At 56.8% G+C, this 17,115-nt stretch carries 17 protein-coding genes; 13 read left to right on the plus strand and 4 right to left on the minus strand.

The annotated features are described in order from the left end of the window. The first annotated feature begins 4 nt into the window (after positions 1 to 4). Together KVQ82_RS00870 and KVQ82_RS00875 are read left to right on the plus strand one after the other, a co-directional pair. Positions 5 to 1,153, plus strand: a complete 1,149-nt coding sequence (locus KVQ82_RS00870; protein ID WP_222017569.1) for an NAD(P)/FAD-dependent oxidoreductase — start codon at positions 5 to 7, stop codon at positions 1,151 to 1,153. A 190-nt stretch (positions 1,154 to 1,343) separates the two neighbouring features. Further along, a complete protein-coding gene (locus KVQ82_RS00875) occupies positions 1,344 to 1,619 on the plus strand; it encodes an HU family DNA-binding protein (protein WP_003213368.1) in 276 nt (91 codons plus the stop codon). A gap of 96 nt (positions 1,620 to 1,715) precedes the next feature. On the opposite strand, the gene KVQ82_RS00880 is transcribed toward KVQ82_RS00875, so the two are convergent. Genes KVQ82_RS00880 through tssI form a run of 4 tightly spaced genes read right to left on the minus strand, consistent with a single transcriptional unit; the run spans position 1,716 to position 6,776 of the window. After that, positions 1,716 to 2,072 (minus strand): hypothetical protein, encoded by a 357-nt coding sequence (locus tag KVQ82_RS00880; protein ID WP_222017571.1) that lies wholly within the window; start codon positions 2,070 to 2,072, stop codon positions 1,716 to 1,718. Positions 2,073 to 2,085: 13 nt separating this feature from the next. After that, entirely contained in the window at positions 2,086 to 2,790 is a 705-nt protein-coding gene (locus tag KVQ82_RS00885; RefSeq protein WP_222017573.1) for a DUF2931 family protein, read from the minus strand. Continuing rightward, positions 2,777 to 3,466 (minus strand): DUF2931 family protein, encoded by a 690-nt coding sequence (locus KVQ82_RS00890; RefSeq protein WP_108184228.1) that lies wholly within the window; start codon positions 3,464 to 3,466, stop codon positions 2,777 to 2,779. Before KVQ82_RS00890 ends, KVQ82_RS00885 begins: the two co-directional genes overlap by 14 nt. Further along, on the minus strand, positions 3,459 to 6,776 hold the full coding sequence (tssI, locus tag KVQ82_RS00895; RefSeq protein WP_222017575.1) for a type VI secretion system tip protein TssI/VgrG: 3,318 nt from the start codon (positions 6,774 to 6,776) through the stop codon (positions 3,459 to 3,461). Before tssI ends, KVQ82_RS00890 begins: the two co-directional genes overlap by 8 nt. Positions 6,777 to 7,490: 714 nt before the next feature. On the opposite strand from tssI, the gene tssA reads away from it, so the two are divergent. From tssA to tssG, 11 genes are all read left to right on the plus strand, one after another. Next, the gene (gene tssA, locus KVQ82_RS00900; RefSeq protein ID WP_222017577.1) at positions 7,491 to 9,053 is read left to right on the plus strand and encodes a type VI secretion system protein TssA; all 1,563 of its coding nucleotides are present in this window, start codon (positions 7,491 to 7,493) and stop codon (positions 9,051 to 9,053) included. A gap of 32 nt (positions 9,054 to 9,085) precedes the next feature. Continuing rightward, positions 9,086 to 9,589 (plus strand): type VI secretion system contractile sheath small subunit, encoded by a 504-nt coding sequence (gene tssB, locus KVQ82_RS00905; RefSeq protein WP_003229587.1) that lies wholly within the window; start codon positions 9,086 to 9,088, stop codon positions 9,587 to 9,589. A 25-nt stretch (positions 9,590 to 9,614) separates the two neighbouring features. Then, on the plus strand, positions 9,615 to 11,090 hold the full coding sequence (gene tssC, locus KVQ82_RS00910) for a type VI secretion system contractile sheath large subunit (RefSeq protein ID WP_003229584.1): 1,476 nt from the start codon (positions 9,615 to 9,617) through the stop codon (positions 11,088 to 11,090). A gap of 9 nt (positions 11,091 to 11,099) precedes the next feature. Next, positions 11,100 to 11,507: a type VI secretion system baseplate subunit TssE gene (tssE, locus tag KVQ82_RS00915; RefSeq protein ID WP_007920274.1), complete on the plus strand. Its 408-nt coding sequence runs from the start codon at positions 11,100 to 11,102 to the stop codon at positions 11,505 to 11,507. A gap of 11 nt (positions 11,508 to 11,518) precedes the next feature. Then, a complete protein-coding gene (locus tag KVQ82_RS00920) occupies positions 11,519 to 12,037 on the plus strand; it encodes a PAAR domain-containing protein (protein ID WP_222017578.1) in 519 nt (172 codons plus the stop codon). After that, entirely contained in the window at positions 12,030 to 12,950 is a 921-nt protein-coding gene (locus KVQ82_RS00925; protein WP_222017580.1) for a hypothetical protein, read from the plus strand. Before KVQ82_RS00920 ends, KVQ82_RS00925 begins: the two co-directional genes overlap by 8 nt. Then, positions 12,947 to 13,396: a hypothetical protein gene (locus tag KVQ82_RS00930; RefSeq protein WP_222017582.1), complete on the plus strand. Its 450-nt coding sequence runs from the start codon at positions 12,947 to 12,949 to the stop codon at positions 13,394 to 13,396. The genes KVQ82_RS00925 and KVQ82_RS00930 overlap by 4 nt, the downstream gene beginning before the upstream one ends. Positions 13,397 to 13,413: 17 nt before the next feature. Beyond that, entirely contained in the window at positions 13,414 to 13,851 is a 438-nt protein-coding gene (locus KVQ82_RS00935; RefSeq protein WP_222017584.1) for a hypothetical protein, read from the plus strand. 7 nt (positions 13,852 to 13,858) lie between these two features. Beyond that, complete coding sequence (locus KVQ82_RS00940; RefSeq protein WP_222017586.1) at positions 13,859 to 14,281, plus strand: hypothetical protein; 423 nt, start codon at positions 13,859 to 13,861, stop codon at positions 14,279 to 14,281. Positions 14,282 to 14,350: 69 nt separating this feature from the next. Next, complete coding sequence (tssF, locus tag KVQ82_RS00945; RefSeq protein ID WP_121182770.1) at positions 14,351 to 16,138, plus strand: type VI secretion system baseplate subunit TssF; 1,788 nt, start codon at positions 14,351 to 14,353, stop codon at positions 16,136 to 16,138. Then, entirely contained in the window at positions 16,102 to 17,109 is a 1,008-nt protein-coding gene (tssG, locus tag KVQ82_RS00950; protein ID WP_041071592.1) for a type VI secretion system baseplate subunit TssG, read from the plus strand. Before tssF ends, tssG begins: the two co-directional genes overlap by 37 nt. The last annotated feature ends 6 nt before the right edge of the window (positions 17,110 to 17,115 follow it).

Below are 17,115 nucleotides of genomic sequence, written 5' to 3' on the forward strand. Positions count from 1 at the left end.
AGGCATGAACGCACCTGTCGTAATCGTCGGCACCGGGCTCGCGGGTTACAACCTCGCCCGGGAGTTTCGCAAACTCGATGGCGAAACCCCGCTGCTGCTGATTACCGCCGACGACGGGCGCTCTTACTCCAAACCGATGCTCTCCACCGGTTTCGGCAAGAACAAGGACGCCGATGGCCTGAGCATGGCCGAACCCGGCGCCATGGCCGAGCAATTGAAGGCCGAAGTGCGCACCCACACGCGCATCAGCGGCATCGACGCCGGCCACAAGCGCCTGTGGATCGGCGAAGAAGCGGTGTACTACCGCGACCTGATCCTCGCCTGGGGCGCGGAAACCGTGCGGGTGCCGATCGAAGGCGATGGCGCCGAACTGGTATTCCCGATTAACGATCTTGAAGACTACGCACGCTTTCGTGCCGCCGCTGCGGGCAAGCGCCGCGTGTTGCTGCTGGGAGCGGGCCTGATCGGCTGCGAATTCGCCAACGACCTGATCCTCGGCGGCTACGAGGTGCAACTGGTGGCGCCGTGCGAGCAAGTGATGCCAATGCTGCTGCACCCGGCCGCTGCGGCCGCCGTGCAGGCCGGGCTGGAAAGCCTGGGCGCGCGTTTTCACCTTGGCCCGGTGCTCACCCGCCTGCAAAAAGTCGCGGACGGGCTGGAAGCGCATCTGTCCGACGGTCAGGTGATTGCCTGCGATGTGGTGGTGTCGGCCATCGGCCTGCGTCCGCGCATCGATCTGGCGGCGGCTGCCGGGGTGCAGGTCAATCGCGGCGTTGTCGTCGACCGTTATTTGAAAACGTCCCACGCCAATATTTACGCCCTGGGCGACTGCGCCGAGGTCGATGGGCTGAATCTGTTGTACGTGATGCCCCTCATGAGCTGTGCGCGTGCGCTGGCACAAACCCTGGCCGGCAATCCGACGGCCGTGAGCTACGGCGCGATGCCGATCACGGTGAAAACCCCGGTATGCCCGTTGGTCGTTTCGCCACCGCCACGGGGCAGCGAAGGCGTCTGGACCGTCGAAGGGCAGGGCGCCGACATCAAGGCCCTGTGCCACAGCGCCGAGGGTCAGTTGCTCGGTTACGCGCTGACCGGCGCGGCAGTGATGGAAAAACTTGCTCTGAACAAACAGCTTCCGGCCCTGCTGGCGTAAATACCGGTCGTTCTGTCGGAATCACCCCGCTTTTGCCCCTACAAAGGTCGCGGGGAGACTGGCGCCGCCGGTATCCGCGTGCCATTCTCACTCCCGTCTGCCGCAGAGTAGAGCCTGCGGCGCCTTGGGCGCTGTTCCAACGAGAACAGCACGGACATAACAACAAAAAACCGTCAAAGGGGCTTCACTAATGCGTAAACCAGAACTCGCCGCTGCAATCGCTGAAAAAGCGGATCTGACCAAAGAACAGGCCAACCGCGTTCTCAACGCCGTCCTCGAAGAAATCACCGGCGCTCTGCACCGCAAGGACAGCGTCACGCTGGTGGGCTTCGGCACCTTCCTGCAACGCCACCGCGGCGCCCGCACCGGCAAGAACCCGCAAACCGGTGAACCGGTGAAAATCAAGGCCAGCAACACTGTTGCATTCAAGCCAGGCAAGTCGTTGAAAGACAGCGTCAATCCTTAAATTGCGGCGAACTCCCTGAGAAGCGGGGAGAACTGCAATAAAAAATGGGCACACCGATTGCGGTCGGGTGCCCATTTTTTGTGGCTGTAAATCGGTTTACTGACGTCGGAAACAGGCCTTGCCGTTGCCGAAATCCACGGCCAGACAGTTCGGCTCGATTGCCAGTTGCAGATCCTGAAACAGGCCGGACAAATCGCTGTTCGAGGCCGGTTTGGTTTCGCTCTTCAGCGTCACGGTGTTGTTCTGCACCTGCCAGGTGCCTTTGGCAAAGCCGTCTGCGCTGCCATATGCCACGCCTGCGTCAAACGTGCCGTCCTTGCGCAGCAGCAATTCGGCGCCCATTTCCATTGCGCCGGTCAGATAGTAATGACCGTCCAGTGGTGGGGTATCTGCGGAGGCTTGAGAGACGGGTAGCGACAGCAGTGCTGCGAAAAGCAGGGGTTTCAATTCCATGAGGTAAAGCTCCTTACCAGCTCCCGAAGGGGATGCCGAATTTTTCGATGTAGGTTTTTGATTCAGGTGATAGGGGCAACGCGTACCGCCCCTCGTTTTTTCCTTGATAGGGGCCTTGTTTCACTACACTTCCTTCGACCCGAGCAATCTCTAGAGACTTGAGGCAAGGTCCTCCAAGCCAGACCTTCACAATGCCGCCGGGAGCCAAGCCGATTCCGACGCCGTCGCGGTAGTCGGTAATCCATTTGCCATCAGCCCTGCAAAAAACTTTCTCCGGCTTGCGCATGATCTCCCGGGCTGATTCGGGGATGACGATATAGGCTTCATAAGTCTGAGGTTCGGCCAGAGATTGCCAGCGTACGTAGATCAAGCGGGGCAGGTCAGCGCCGATGACATCACGCCCTGCGCCACTTCCGGGGTTTTTGGGCCAACCTGCCGGTGTGCCTTTGTTATCGGCCGGGACTCTTACCGAAGCAATGCCGGCTCCGGCGCGTCGGAACACTCGCTCCCGGATATCCACCACATCGGCGGTTTCAATCCAGACCTCCATGTAATCCGGTGCTCCAAAGCCAAGGAACCAGGGCTGATTATCTTTCGCTTGAGCATGGATTTGAGTGCAAACTGCCAGCAGAAATCCGAAAAGCAGGCATAAGTATTTGCCTATGTTATGGCTTGGATTCCCCGGTGAGATAACCGGATTGTGATTACCACGAGCCATAGGGAATGCCGAATTTTTCGATATAGGCTTTGGATTCTTCCTGTAGAGCAGAGTATTTCCCGTCTCTGAGCCCGCTATTCGATCCCTTTGAGTGGATTATGCCTTCTACACGTGTGACTTCGACTCCCGGAAGGCATGGTCCGCGAACCCATACCTTGGCAATACCACCCGGGGCCAGTCCCACTACCAGCCATTTTCGGAATTGCGTTATGACTTTTCCATCGAACGCACAAAAGCTTTCCTTGCGTTCAAGCATCAGCTTTCGAGTGGCCTCTGGAATTCTGATAACAACCTCGTAGGTTTGGGGTTCAGCGAGAGACTGCCAGCGGACATAGATACGTTCGGGCAGGTTCGCGCCTGAAGTCGGTCGACCTTTCCCCCAAGGGTCTTCGGGCCACCCGGCAGGATTGCCTTTGAATTCGCTCGGTGTGCCTTTTCTGTACGGGTTCGGATAGCGTTGTGCTGCGACGCTGCTGCCGACGTTACTGAATAGCCGGTTATCTATATCTACTGCCGCGGTAGACTCAATCACTACATCCATGTAGTCAGGAGAGAAAAACTGCACTGTCCATGCGTCGTAGGGCAGAGAGCGATCAGAAGGTGAAGTACATCCGCTCAAAAGCAGTGCAAGCGACAAACTGCAAAAAATGCTGCAGGAGACATATTTCTCAAACATTAGGATGCACCGCACGTATAAAGTTTTCGGCGGGCCGGTTGATGAACACGATGCTGAGTTCGCTCCCATCCAATCCTCTTGCAGCGTTCCAATTTGCGGATAGATGAATGTAGCGAGCTACGAGCAGAGCTTCTTCGGCCAGTGTCAATCCGATACGGCGGCTTTCACCGAGCGCGTAAGCCATTAATTTTCCTGCGATGGTGTGTAGTTCCTTTGGCAGCGCATACCGACTGTCGTCTTCTTTAATGATTTTGAACTGGACGCCATGTTTCACGCCCAATTCCCGCATGACTCGCAAATAGATCAATGACAGATCATTGCGTACTTCACGCTCGCAACTGATGACTGCATGCACTTGTTTCCAACGGGCTCTGTCGCCCTTGGCGTTTCGGGTGAATATCTTCTCCCAAGTACGTATTTGCAGTGGTAATCCATGCAGATTGAGCTGGTCTTGCAGTCGCCTGAGTTCATACTGTGTGACCCTGTAAGCATCGGATTCATGATGGGGCAGGCGCACATCCTCCGGGCTTTGGCGGGGTTTGCTGAGTAAAACACGCTCGGTGATACGGGGCACATACCCGCCACCCAGATCGGAGTGCACGCCTGGCAATACGATATCGGCGGTATCGGCGGTGTTCAGCGAAAAATTGTGACGGCGCTCGTCCCTTGCCACGAGATGCACAACTTTTTTTGCAACGTCTGGCGCGAGGTAAAGGTTTACGCCGGGGTTTGCGGCGTCGTGAACGCTAAAATCGCCGAAGGACATTTTTGCGACGGCTGCAGCAGTGTCGAAAATGCCAATGAAGTTGATGGCGATGTCATCCCGGCTGAAACCCTCGACGGTCATAGGTGTGTTCGCGAATACCTCCGCCAAGATGTTTTTCTCGCTTTTCAGCACTTCATTGGCAAAGTGCCTCGCAGCCGCAGCGCCTCGGCTGAATCCGAAAATATCAAACTCGATTCGAGCGACTTTCCTATCTTCATTGTGCTGATGAAAAAAACGCAGCCGCTCTAGGATGAGTGAGGGAGTTTGCTCGACTCTTGCCAAGACGCCCTGTGCGCCGTCTCCAGTTGCTTGCGAGTACAGCGAGTCCTCCGCTCCGCTGCTGGTGCCGATGCCTTCCACATATACCGGGATGAATCCAGTAGGTTCATCACTTTCCAATCTTCGTTCACTGTCATCGCGATACAAGTCATATAGCCTCGCCACATTGCTCAGGTCGTTGCCGTAACTGGTATCGGGTGCTCCGCCCCATTCGTCATAACCTTGGCTCATGCAGAACTTTTGGATTTCTTCCGCCTGCTCCGCCAGCCCCACCTCGCGCGCGTAACAGCCAGCGGTCATTTGGCTGTTCACTCGATTATTCCCCGTGCCATCGAAAAACACCCCGATACGCAAAGTTATTCCCCCCGGCGTCTCATCCTCCAGGTCGACTTCTTCCTCCTCTTCCTCGAGCTCTGCCTCTGCGCGTTCGTGTACCGCTGGCGCAACGGGTAATGCGCCATCCAGTCCAGGCCGCAGCGGCTGGGGCGCTTCACTGTCTTGCGGCTCGCGGTCCGTTTCGATTTCAGTGCTGCTGAAAATGCCACCGCTATCGATCACGAGGTGATGGCCGCCAGCCTTCAGCGTAATGCTCGCGCCGGCATCCAGCACCACACTGGCGCCAGCCTTGAGCAGCACTTGCTGGCCGGCCTCGATGTCGAGAGACCTTCCGGCACGGGTGTAACTGTTGCCATTGATGGTTTCGCGGCGCTCGTTGCCCACTTCCAGTTGAAAGCTGTTGCCGATTTTTTGCGCCATGTCGCGCTGTGCGCGCACATGGATGAGCTCTTGCCCGGCGCGATCCTCGATCGACAGTTCGTTGTAACCGCCGTTGCGCGGCGAGCTTTCGCTGCGCAAGACAGTTCGGGTCTTGTGATCGGGTAATGAGTAGGGTGGCGCGGTAACTCTGTTGGACACACAACCGGTGATCAGTGGTTTGTCCGGGTCGCCCTCCAAAAAGGACACCACGACTTCCATGCCAACCCGCGGAATGGTCACTGCGCCAAAATGATCGCCGGCCCAACTGCTCGCTACGCGTACCCAACAACTGCTGCGCTCACTGTTGAGTTCTTTGCGATCCCAGGGAAATTCGATCTTCACGCGACCGAACTCATCGCAATAAATCTCTTCGCCTTCGGGGCCGGTAACCCGTGCGGTCTGAGTCACCAGCGGACGGCGTGGCGGCGGCAGTGCAGGCCTGAATACCACCTCGCCAGGAATCACGCTAAAGCGATTGCGGTAGCCTTGGGTAAAACCATCGGCGGGTTCGACGTTGCCGGTGCCGGTCTCCTCAAGCACTTGCGGCTGGCGGCCTTCGTGAGTAACGCTGAGCAGCAGCCACAGATCGTTGCACTGTTTGCGCGGGTGTCCGTTCAGCTCAAACAAGTGGCCGCTACGCAGACTCGTCTGATCGCTTTCGCCGTCGCCCCGTTCGTAATCACTACGGTGGCGCTCCAGCGCTTGCCGGGCAACTTGCTTGCCGCGCCTGTCGTTTTCAATCAATAGCGGATAACGGTAGTCCTCCAGTGCTGGAGTGAAGCCGGCAGTGAAGCGGGCTTCAAGCAACAGGCTCGGGCGTTTCAGGTCGTAGTCACGACGAGTGACGGTGCTGGTGCGCGTACTGTTGCGCACACTGAATCGGCTGACCACCTGATGCTCGGCCACCATGCCGGATTCCTGCAGATACGGCATCGCAGCCAACGTGGGGAGAAACACCTGGTCATCGGTGAACACCAGCAGGTGGCCGTCCGCCGAATGCTGGTGATGCCAAGCGATTCCGTCCTCGGCGCACAGGCGCTGTATGAACTCAAAGTCGCTTTCCGCGTACTGAGTGCAATAGTCGCGTGGCGGATTCGAGGCGACATGAAAGGTAAAAGCATCACCTTGAATGCCATGCCTTTTGAGCACCTGCGCGATGATCTGCGGCACCGTACGCTGCTGAAAAATCCGTTGGTCATGACTGAACTGCAGATAATGCAACGCAGGCACCAGCGTCAGCTCATAGTGGGTCAGGCGTTTTCCGCTTTCACCCACCCGTACATCTTCAATGCGCCCGTGAATCCCTTCGTTGTTGAACCCGAATTGCAGAAAAGCCGGCTGACTGAGCAGGCTTTCCAGATCGATATCTGCACGTTCGCTGACCAGCTCGACCCGGAACGCGTACAGGCGGCTGATGGCTTCTTCACCATCAAATGCGAGCACCTCGAAGTCATGGCGAGCGCCGGGAATGTGCAGGGAGAAAGGCGCGCAGCTGCCCGTACTGAACATACGCTTGTCCTTGGCATAGTGAGTCGATGCGCGGTGTTCGATCCTCCCTGATCGCCACGCGAAAAGAATTTGCCAAGGCACGCTAGCGACGCAGGAAATAAATTGATGTAAGAAGTATCCCTGACATTTGTCAGAGTATTCCGGGCGTGAAAGTGTTGTGCGGATTGGAGGAAATGTCTGTGGGAAGTCACTTCGATAATTATTGAGTTAGCACTGAAGTACAGCATTCACGAGCTGAATAAAGTTTCAGAAAAATGAATTGCCATCAAATTGATGGCACTTTTGTTGTTGAGTGTTGTCGTCGGTAAATCGTTTGTAAAATCCAATGCATTTTCGGAAGAGTCCTACTTCTATTTTTTTCGAGAGTTGTCATGCTTGCCGCCGTGTATTGGGACGGGTGTTCGAGGCGATTCGCACACAGCGGGTTGGGCCGCTCTGGATCAAGGGTTCTGAGGGGGTGAGGCAAATGCGCGCAATATAATTCGCCATCAGGGATTCCCCTGCCATATATAGGGCGATCTCTTACACACCCCACTGAACACTTCGTCTTGTTGTTTAATCAGATGCTTGCTAGTGGCCATCATAGTGATTACGATGCGCCCACTTGAAAGAGCACATCTCAATTGGATGAGTCGCTTCACCGCTCTTCGATACTGTCCCGCGCCGCGGTAACTCCAATAGGCGCCTGACTGTAATCCTGAATAAAGGCCATGGATGTCCTACTCAAGCAAACTTTCCGCCCATTACCTCGAACTCGCAAAAGTCTCTGTTTCCAAAGAGAATTTCGCGGGCGAAGACGTTCGTTTTTCGAGCGAATTCGAGGCGCTGGAAAGCGAGCTGGCCAAAGCCTCGTCGATGCACGAAAGCGGGCAGATCGACTGGCTGAAAATCCGCGAAAACAGCGAAAACCTGCTGCGCACCCAATCCAAGGATTTGCGTGTCGGCGCCTGGCTGACCTGGTCGCTGTACCAGCGTGAATCCTTCCCCGGGCTGCTGGCCGGCCTCGGTCTGCTGCACCATCTGTCGGAAAACCACTGGACCTACGTTCACCCGCTCAAACCGCGCACCCGTGCCGCCGCCATCGGCTGGCTGGTGCCGCGTCTGGAGCAGGTACTCACTGAAAACATCGCGATCAAGGAACAGCTGCCGATGTTTCGGCAGTTGTCCGAGCATCTGGCCGGGCTCGATGCCGCGTGCACCGAGCACCTGGGCGACGACGCTCCGCTGTTGCTGCCGCTCTCGCGTCGCCTGAAAACCATGATCCAGCGTGCCGCCGACAATCAGCCGGCCCCCGGTGTGGTGGGCGCAGCAGTGGCGCAGGTCAAGCAGGCCGCGAGCCAGTTGCTGACCCCCGGCGCACCGATCGACAACGAAAAAGACGCCTACAAGGCTCTGCGCGCCCAGCAGGAAAGCGCGCGTCCGTTGTGTGCCTGGTGGCTCAAACAGAAAGCCACCGACCTGCGCGCCTTGCGTCTGAACCGCACTTTGCTGTGGCTGCCGATCGACGCGGTGCCCGAGCGCAACGCCGAGCAGATCACCGTGTTGCGCGGTCTGCCGGTGGACAAGCTCAAGCAGTATCAGGATCGCTTCGATCAGGGCAAATACGCCGACCTGCTGGTGGAACTGGAGGCGAGCCTGGCGAAGGCGCCGTTCTGGTTCGATGGCCAGAGGATGGTCTGGGAATGTCTCCAGAACCTCAACGCCGAGATGGCAATGCGCGAAGTGGAAATCCACTTCGCGCTTTTGGTTCAGCGCCTGCCCGGCATCATCGAATGTCGCTTCCATGACGGCGCGCCGTTTGCCGATCCGTCCACCCGGGCGTGGATTGCCGGCAATGTCATGCCGCACCTGCAAAGCGCCAGCGCGCCGCGCAAGGTCGAAACCGACGACGTCGAAACCCAGCCCGCCTGGGAAAAAGCCCTGCAGGACGTGCTGCCGCTGCTGCGCAAGGAAGGCCTCAAGCCTGCCGTGCAGATTCTCAAGCAAGGCTTGCAAACGGCCCACGGTGGACGCGAGCGGTTCTTCTGGCAGTTCGCCCTCGCGCGGCTGTGCTTCATGGCCAAGAAATACGAACTGGCCAAGAACCAGCTCGAAACCCTCGATCAGACATTACAGGACTCAGGCCTGCACGCCTGGGAGCCCGATCTTGCATTGGAAGTGCTGCACCTGCTGCACAGTTGCTGCGAGCTGTTGCCGCAGAACCATGCAGTGCGTGAACGCAAGGAAGAGATTTATCGCAGGCTGTGCCACCTCGATCTCGAAGTGGTACTCGAATAGGCCCCAGGGCCACAACCGCAAGGAGAAAAGCCATGGCCAAAGAAGGCTCGGTAGCCCCCAAGGAACGCATCAACGTCACCTTCAAACCCGCCACCGGCGGTGCTCAGGAAGAGATTGAACTGCCGCTGAAGCTGCTGGCAATCGGTGACTACACCCACCGCAAGGACGATCGCAAAATCGAAGATCGCAAGCCGATCAGCATCGACAAGATGACCTTCGACGAAGTGTTGGCCAAGCAAGAACTGGGTCTGACGCTGAGCGTGCCGAACCGTCTGCAGGAAGATGGCGAGGCCGACGAGCTGGCTGTGCAATTGCGCGTCAATTCGATGAAGGACTTCAACCCGGCCAGCCTGGTCGAGCAAGTGCCTGAGCTGAAAAAACTGATGGAACTGCGCGATGCGCTGGTGGCCCTCAAAGGCCCGCTGGGTAACGCACCTGCGTTCCGTAAAGCGATCGAAGGCGTGCTCGCCGACGACGAATCCCGCGGTCGCGTACTCGGTGAGCTGGGCCTGAACGCCGCAGCCCCGGACGCCTGAGACTCCAGCCAAGGAAGCCAACACAATGAGCACTAGCGCAGCACAAGAGAAGAGCGCCGAAAGCGGCGAATACAGCATTCTCGACAGCATCATCGCCGAAACCCGTCTGACTCCGGACGACGAAGCCTACGACATCGCCAAGCGTGGCGTGTCGGCGTTCATCGAAGAACTGCTCAAGCCGCAGAACAACGGTGAGCCGGTCAAGAAGGCCATGGTTGACCGCATGATCGCCGAGATCGATGCCAAGCTCAGCCGTCAGATGGACGAGATCCTGCACCACCCGGATTTCCAGGCGCTGGAGTCGTCGTGGCGTGGCCTGCAGTTGCTGGTCGACCGCACCAACTTCCGCGAAAACATCAAGATCGAAATCCTCAACGTCTCCAAAGAAGACTTGCTGGACGATTTCGAAGATTCGCCGGAAGTCATGCAGTCGGGCCTGTACAAGCACATCTACACCGCTGAATACGGCCAGTTCGGTGGTCAGCCAGTCGGCGCGATCATCGCCAACTACTTCATGTCCCCAAGCTCGCCGGACGTGAAACTGATGCAGTACGTGGCCAGCGTTTCGTGCATGTCCCACGCGCCGTTCATCGCCGCCGCCGGCCCGAAATTCTTCGGTCTGGAAAGCTTCACCGGCCTGCCGGATCTGAAAGATCTGAAAGACCACTTCGAAGGCCCGCAATTCGCCAAATGGCAGAGCTTCCGTACTTCGGAAGACTCCCGCTACGTCGGCCTGACCGTGCCGCGTTTCCTGCTGCGCAACCCGTACGATCCGGAAGAAAACCCGGTCAAATCGTTCGTGTACAAGGAAACCGTTGCCAACAGCCACGAGCACTACCTGTGGGGCAACACCGCGTTCGCGTTCGGCACCAAGCTGACCGACAGCTTCGCCAAATTCCGCTGGTGCCCGAACATCATCGGCCCACAGAGCGGTGGCGCGGTTGAAGATCTGCCGTTGCACCACTTCGAAAGCATGGGCGAAATCGAAACCAAGATCCCGACCGAGGTTCTGGTTTCCGACCGTCGTGAATACGAACTGGCCGAGGAAGGCTTCATCTCCCTGACCATGCGCAAAGGCTCCGACAACGCGGCGTTCTTCTCCGCCAGCTCGGTGCAGAAGCCGAAGTTCTTCGGCATCAGCGCAGAAGGCAAGGCGGCAGAGCTGAACTACAAGCTCGGCACCCAACTGCCGTACATGATGATCGTCAATCGCCTGGCTCACTACCTCAAAGTGCTGCAGCGCGAGCAACTCGGTTCGTGGAAAGAGCGTACCGACCTCGAGCTGGAACTGAACAAGTGGATCCGCCAGTACGTGGCCGACCAGGAAAACCCGAGCGCCGAAGTGCGTGGCCGTCGTCCGCTGCGCGCTGCGCAAGTGATCGTCAGCGACGTTGAAGGCGAGCCGGGCTGGTACCGCGTCAGCTTGAACGTGCGTCCGCACTTCAAGTACATGGGTGCCGATTTCACCCTGTCGCTGGTTGGCAAGCTGGACAAAGAGTAAGAGCGACTCATGGACGGATACGGCAGCCTGTTCGAGCGCCTCAACGGCGACGCGCAACTACGCAAGGGCAACAGCCTTGAGGCTTGTGCCATGGCGTCAGTGGCTGCCCATCTGGCCAAAATGCTCAGCACCCGGGCCGGCAGCGTGCAAACGCTGGCCGACTACGGGTTGCCCGATCTCAATGACATGCGTCTGAGCCTGCACGACTCCCTGAGTCAGGCCCGTCTGGCCATCGAAAACTTCATCGAAGCCTACGAGCCGCGCCTGAGCAACGTGCGTGTCATTTCCCTGCCGCGTGACCACGACCAGCTACGGCTGGCCTTCAGCATCGAAGGCCTGCTGGAAGTCGAGGGTTTCAAGCGTCAGGTCAGTTTCTCCGCGCGCCTGGATGGCAGCGGTCAAGTGAAGGTCACCTAAGGAGATTCCCGATGTCTGGCAAACCCGCAGCACGCGTATCCGATCCCACCGCTTGCCCACTTCCTGGCCACGGTACCAACCCGATCGCCGCCGGTTCCGGCGACGTGTTCTTCGACGGCCTCGCGGCCGCCCGCCAAGGCGATGCCTCGGCGTGTGGTGGTGCGTTGGTCGGCGATCTGGCGACGACGGTTTTGATCAATGGCAAACCGGCTGCCACGGTTGATTCGGTGGGAACCCATGGCAACAAGGTCACGGCGGGGTCCGGGACGGTGATTATCGGCAATTCGCATTCGCCGGCGCCGTTTGTGCCGCCAGTTCCAATGCCTGGCTACTTCAATGATTTTTTTGTTTTGCGGGATGAAGAGGGTAATCCAGTAGCAAATTATGGCTACCGATTGGAGACCGAGTCAGGTGAAGTTTATGAGGGTGTGACAGACGCGAACGGGCATACCAAAGCCGTTAGTACTGGCAAAGCTTCCCAAGTACTGAAAGTTTCTCTGCTTACTCCTGCAGGAGTCGCAAATGTCTAACGCAACGCCTTTGGCGCAGGCTCCTTCCACTCCTTCTACCAATCTTGAAGGGCAGGTAGCGATCGTAAAGCTAGCAAAGTTATCAACTTATGAGTTCAATATAAGATCGTTTCATCCGGGTAAAACATTTGGGTGGAGCGGCTTTAACTTTGAAGGCGATGCGCGTGGTTTTTCGTTAAAGCCGAGCGGCCTCTCTGGTGTTCAAGGTACGCTAATAACTTCACGGGTATGGCATAAGTTCTTTGTTAAGCTTCTATCAAATGAAGTCACAGATACCCAGACGGAGTCGAACGATTCCGGGAAGGCTGGCGCGGAGCACACCCACTACGATGCAGAACTAAAGCCGAAAGGTGGAAGTTGGCCATCAATCAAAATGGAAAAAGGCGCAGTCACTACTGTTTGGGTAGAGGGCGGATATGCTGGTGAGAATCACGCGTTTCCAATGTCTGCGATGACAAAAAAACTCACGGGCCTTACGTTTGTACCAAGTCTGGATGTCAGTTACAAAATAATAATGACACTAGATCGAGTTGCAAAGCATCTGGATGTTGTTACTTATATTTCCGGTGATGGCTTTCCAAACTGCGAGGCATTTATTTCTGATCCGACTGGGAAGTCGATTTTTCTTGGAGTTCACGTACGCAAAGGGGCCGCTGCCGTTTCTTTATTTGGTGATAAAAAATATCCAATGATCTCTTCGGCTATTCGTATTGAAGTGGATGATGAAGGGAACTTTAAGGATCAGCTGGGAAACGAGATGAGAAGAAGGAAACTCAAAAAGGAGCAGCTTGAAATGCGCCCGATTACAGAGTGGAACGATTTCTTTATCAATCTTAGCCCCAATGATGGCCGCTGGATGGGCATTTGGGAGGAACCTATGCCGGATTCTAATACAGAGTCGACGTTGAAATGACATATGCAAGTTATTTCAAAGTGGCTGTTTGGATGCCCGCAATTTTGTTGCCGATTCTGTTGGCAGTGGACGCATTCTATTTTTCCAAACCACTAAGCGGTGGAGTAGAGCAATTTGTTCTCGTTTACGTTCTTGGTTTCGGATTGGCAGCGTACATTTTATTTGCGGCATTTTCGTCTCATGTGATTTCTACAAAAACTGAGACTGAAATAATAAGGCTTGCTTGGTGGGCGCCGTTAATTTTTATCCCATTTTATGGTGCGCCTTGGGTTTTGTATGGTGTCGGATGTTTGTTAGCTGGCAGGTCTGCTGGTTTTGGAATGATATTTATGTGGCTGGCCTATATACCCTATTTTTTGTTTTTTGGTGTGCTGGCGTCGATTGTTGCCATTTTTCTTTTCAAGTTAATGAGTAAGTTTTCTCTGTTCTCTGGCAGAGGAAGATGATTGTGGAGGGTTTCTCTATGAAAAAAGGGACTGTCCCTGATATTAATAAGCACAGGAAGGCGGCTTTCTGTGTGGCTGTATTGTTTGTGGTTTTTTCTGTTTCATTATTTTTTGTTGTATCTGCCATGCGGAATTATCCTGCTAGTTCGACGGTAATCAGCCCATCCGGCCGATACGTTATGGAAAACGTGCGGGTTGGGAGAATTCTTACCCTCGGTGGAATGGCCTATTTGAGAGTTGTTGACAGGCAAAATCCGCAAGAAGTTTATCGTACCCCACTGTATGACACTCAGTCATTGGACATGAGGACCTCAGAGGATGAGTCAACTGTCGGTATTGTATGGATATATTTTAATAAGAGTAAGAAAACGTTCGAGATAGGGATGCCTCAATGGGAAGAAAACTGGCTGAATATTTTCATCAGTAATACACCCTACGAGATTCTGGAAAATTGATAGCAGTATGAACAGCTACGTTCGTCTCGCCCTATGCCTATTAATCCACGCCCTCGGATGCGTGGCTTATGCATTTTTGAATGACGCGGTTGTACATGCTTACAGGCTTTTGAACGGCGGATTTACCTCCCATGGTGTCGCCATCGGCATTGCGACTTACGCACTGTTTTACATTTTTCTGGGCGTCAACCTGATCGTTGCGCTGATTCCAGGTCTGGTCGCCAAGCTGGCCATCCTTTTTCTGATGGTGGGCTTCATCCTGCTCTGGATGCTACCCGACAACCCGTTAAGAGCCCTGTTTTACGGCGTAGCTCAAGGCTGCGTCACGTTGCTGGCGATCCTCACCACTCAAGTCATCGAGTTGCGTTGGGCTTTGCGAAACATCGCACGTCGCATTCAGCCAAGTCAGCCTGCAGGTGCCATCCAATGACCAGGTCGGACATCAAGCGTAATCCGCAGGACAGTTATTCCATGAGTTCCACTACCAGGCAGGTAACCCGTGTCCTTTAACCACTACTACCAAAGCGAACTCACCGCACTGCGCCAACTCGGTCGCCGTTTCGCCGAGCGTAGTCCGGCGTTGGCGCCGTTCCTGGGCCAGGCCGGACGGGATCCGGATGTGGAGCGGTTGCTGGAAGGTTTTGCGTTCCTCACCGGGCGTCTGCGGCAGAAGCTCGATGACGAGCTGCCGGAGCTCAGCCATTCGCTGATGCAGTTGTTGTGGCCGAACTACATGCGCCCGCTGCCGGCGTTCAGCATTCTGCAGTTTGATCCGCTGAAGCGTTCGGGGCCGGCGCTGGTGGTCGAGCGCGATACGCCGATCGAAAGCAAACCGATCGAAGACGTGCGTTGCCGCTTCCGCACCTGCTACCCGACGGAAGTCCTGCCGTTGGACTTGGCCGCGCTGAACTACTCGGTGAAGGGCGACGGTTCGCTGCTCAGCCTGCGTCTGGAAATGAGCGCTGACGGCCACCTCGGTGAGCTGGAACTGAGCAAACTGCGCCTGCATTTTGCCGGCGAGCGCTACATCAGCCAGATGCTGTACCTGAGCCTGCTGCGCAACCTGGAAGGCATCGAACTGATCCCGCTCGACGGCGCCGGCAAGCCAATCGATGGCGTTGCAGGCAAACCGATGGCGTTCAAGATTCCCGGTGACCGGGTCAAGCCGGTGGGTTTTGCCGAAGAAGAAGCGTTGATCCCGTATCCGCTGAACACTTTCCGTGGCTATCGCTACTTGCAGGAATACTTCGCCTTCCAGGACAAGTTCCTGTTCGTCGACGTCAACGGTCTGGACATCCTCAAGGCGCTGCCGGAAGACACGCTCAAGCAGATGCGCGGCCTGGAGCTGCGTTTCGATATCCGCAAGAGCGGGATCATGCGCATGCGGCCGACCCTGGATAACGTGAAGCTGTTCTGCACGCCGATTGCCAACCTGTTCGCGCACGACGCGCTGCCGATCCGCCTCGATGGCAAACAGGATGAATACCTGCTGCTGCCGGCGGAATACGATCTGGAAAACTGCGGCGTGTTCTCGGTGGAAACCGTCACCGGCTGGAAGCCCGGCGGCCTCGGTTATCAGGAGTACGTGCCGTTCGAATCGTTCGAGCACGACCCGAGTTTCGACGTGCCCAACAGCCGTCCGCATTACAGCATCCGCCAGCGTTCGTCCTTGCTGCATGACGGCCTCGACACCTACCTGAGCTTCGGCATCCGCCACACCGAAGCCCACGAAACCCTGTCGATCGAGCTGATGTGCACCAACCAGAACCTGCCGCGCAAGCTCAAGCTTGGCGACATCTGCATGGCTTGCGAAGAGACCCCGGAGTTCCTCAGTTTCCGCAACATCACCCCGGCCACGTCGAGCTTTGCGCCGCCGCTGAACCGTGACTTCCTGTGGAAGCTGATCAGCAACATGTCGCTCAACTATCTGTCGCTGGCCGACGTCAACGCGTTGAAGGTGATTCTCGAAACCTACGACCTGCCGCGCTATTACGACCAGCACGCGGAGAAGGTCAGTAAACGCCTGCTCGGCGGCCTCAAGCACATCAAGCACCACCACGTCGACCGGCTGCACCGTGGCTTGCCGGTGCGCGGTCTGCGCACCGAACTGACCATCGACCCGGAAGGGTATATCGGCGAAGGCGACCTGTTCGTTTTCGCCTCGGTTCTCAACGAGTTTTTCGCGCTTTACGCCAGTCTCAATTCGTACCACGAGCTGCGGGTAAAAAGCACACAGGGAGAGGTGTACCAATGGACACCACGTATGGGCCTGCAGCCCCTGCTTTAAGCGGGCTGACCAAGGTAATACGCGAGTACTCGCTGTTTCAGGCCGTGCTGCTGGTGATCGACCGGCTGCGCGAGGCGCACCCGTACCTGAGCGAAGACGATCTGTACGACCAGGTGGAGTTTCAGGCCAACCCGAGCCTGGGCTTTCCGCGCAGCGACGTCGATCGCGTGGAGTTTTTCGAAGAGCACGGGCAGATGCGCGCGCGCATGCGTTTCAACCTGATCGGGCTGGTCGGCTCCGGTTCGCCGCTGCCGGCGTTCTACGGCGAGCAGGCGCTGGGCGACAGCGAGGACGGCAATCCGACGCGCAATTTCCTCGACCTGTTCCACCATCGCCTGCAACGGCTGATGCTGCCGATCTGGCGCAAGTACCGCTATCGCGCCAGCTTCCAGAGCGGCGCGATCGACCCGTTCTCCTCGCAGCTGTTCGCGCTGATCGGTCTGGGCGGCGACGAGATCCGCAAGGCCAAGGAGCTGAACTGGAAGCGCCTGCTGCCATACCTTGGTTTGCTCAGCTTGCGCGCGCACTCGGCGGCACTGATCGAAGCGGTGTTGCGTTACTACTTCAAACACGAAGACCTGGTCATCGAGCAGTGCATCGAGCGCCGCGTGGAGATTCTCGACGAGCAGCGCAACCGCCTCGGCCGCGCCAACAGCCTGCTCGGTGAAGACCTGGTGCTGGGCGAGCGGGTGCGCGACCGCAGCGGCAAATTCCGCATTCACATCACCGAACTCGACTGGGAGCGATTCCACGAATTCCTGCCGATCGGTTTCGGTTACCAGCCGCTGTGCGCGCTGGTGCGGTTCACCTTGCGTGACCCGCTTGATTACGACATTCGCCTGGTGCTGCGCCCGGAAGAAATCCGCGAACTGCGCATTGGTGAGAAGAACGACTGTCGCCTGGGGTGGACCAGTTGGCTGGGCTGCGAAAAAGCAGACGGCGTGGTCACCCTGGGCAGCAAAATTCATTAAGGACGT

Source organism: Pseudomonas sp. AO-1, assembly GCF_019775695.1.
GTDB lineage: Bacteria > Pseudomonadota > Gammaproteobacteria > Pseudomonadales > Pseudomonadaceae > Aquipseudomonas > Aquipseudomonas parakoreensis.

Excerpts from the sequence above, each read along its gene's own strand:
- KVQ82_RS00870 (WP_222017569.1), top strand. The coding sequence starts at position 5 with ATGAACGCACCTGTCGTAATCGTCGGCACCGGGCTCGCGGGTTACAAC.
- KVQ82_RS00875 (WP_003213368.1), top strand. The coding sequence starts at position 1,344 with ATGCGTAAACCAGAACTCGCCGCTGCAATCGCTGAAAAAGCGGATCTG.
- KVQ82_RS00880 (WP_222017571.1), bottom strand. The coding sequence starts at position 2,072 with ATGGAATTGAAACCCCTGCTTTTCGCAGCACTGCTGTCGCTACCCGTC.
- KVQ82_RS00885 (WP_222017573.1), bottom strand. The coding sequence starts at position 2,790 with ATGGCTCGTGGTAATCACAATCCGGTTATCTCACCGGGGAATCCAAGC.
- KVQ82_RS00890 (WP_108184228.1), bottom strand. The coding sequence starts at position 3,466 with ATGTTTGAGAAATATGTCTCCTGCAGCATTTTTTGCAGTTTGTCGCTT.
- tssI (WP_222017575.1), bottom strand. The coding sequence starts at position 6,776 with ATGTTCAGTACGGGCAGCTGCGCGCCTTTCTCCCTGCACATTCCCGGC.
- tssA (WP_222017577.1), top strand. The coding sequence starts at position 7,491 with ATGTCCTACTCAAGCAAACTTTCCGCCCATTACCTCGAACTCGCAAAA.
- tssB (WP_003229587.1), top strand. The coding sequence starts at position 9,086 with ATGGCCAAAGAAGGCTCGGTAGCCCCCAAGGAACGCATCAACGTCACC.
- tssC (WP_003229584.1), top strand. The coding sequence starts at position 9,615 with ATGAGCACTAGCGCAGCACAAGAGAAGAGCGCCGAAAGCGGCGAATAC.
- tssE (WP_007920274.1), top strand. The coding sequence starts at position 11,100 with ATGGACGGATACGGCAGCCTGTTCGAGCGCCTCAACGGCGACGCGCAA.
- KVQ82_RS00920 (WP_222017578.1), top strand. The coding sequence starts at position 11,519 with ATGTCTGGCAAACCCGCAGCACGCGTATCCGATCCCACCGCTTGCCCA.
- KVQ82_RS00925 (WP_222017580.1), top strand. The coding sequence starts at position 12,030 with ATGTCTAACGCAACGCCTTTGGCGCAGGCTCCTTCCACTCCTTCTACC.
- KVQ82_RS00930 (WP_222017582.1), top strand. The coding sequence starts at position 12,947 with ATGACATATGCAAGTTATTTCAAAGTGGCTGTTTGGATGCCCGCAATT.
- KVQ82_RS00935 (WP_222017584.1), top strand. The coding sequence starts at position 13,414 with ATGAAAAAAGGGACTGTCCCTGATATTAATAAGCACAGGAAGGCGGCT.
- KVQ82_RS00940 (WP_222017586.1), top strand. The coding sequence starts at position 13,859 with ATGAACAGCTACGTTCGTCTCGCCCTATGCCTATTAATCCACGCCCTC.
- tssG (WP_041071592.1), top strand. The coding sequence starts at position 16,102 with ATGGACACCACGTATGGGCCTGCAGCCCCTGCTTTAAGCGGGCTGACC.